General features: G+C 43.7%; 1 protein-coding gene. It reads left to right on the forward strand.

The window, feature by feature from the left end; genetic code table 11:
- Nucleotides 1-439: hypothetical protein (locus AB4Y43_RS40500; RefSeq protein WP_368730293.1), on the forward strand; the 439-nt coding region annotated here is incomplete at both ends.

Consider the following 439-nt stretch of genomic DNA (forward strand, 5'->3'; position numbering starts at 1 on the left):
ACGGTGGGCGGTGGCATCGTCATTTCACCTGAAAATATTGGTTTGGAGAGCACAGACACATCCAAAAATCTTTATTTTACACGCACTGGCGGCGATTCTAATATCACAGGGATCAATAGCGACCAGTTAACGATTCAATTTAAAAATACCACGGGTGTAAAAATTGCGGATTGTGAAAGTGCTGATATTGATCCAAAAGCTACTGTAATTGAGCGATATTTTATTAGAAGTTCAAGCACCACAGGGCAAGGGCTGTTGCTAGCTTGCGATGCGGGTAGGGTTACAGATACAGGTATTACTGGTTTGAGTGCAAACTATCAAAGCGGTGGCAGCGAGGTAATCTTAGGGGTAGACCAATTCAAAATCTTGTTGGGTATCCAAACTGACGCACCTAGTGATGCTGGATTGATGCGTTACCTGACCGCCAGTGAGTATTTAG

The organism is Paraburkholderia sp. BR10872 (assembly GCF_040965835.1).
GTDB lineage: Bacteria > Pseudomonadota > Gammaproteobacteria > Burkholderiales > Burkholderiaceae > Paraburkholderia > Paraburkholderia nodosa_A.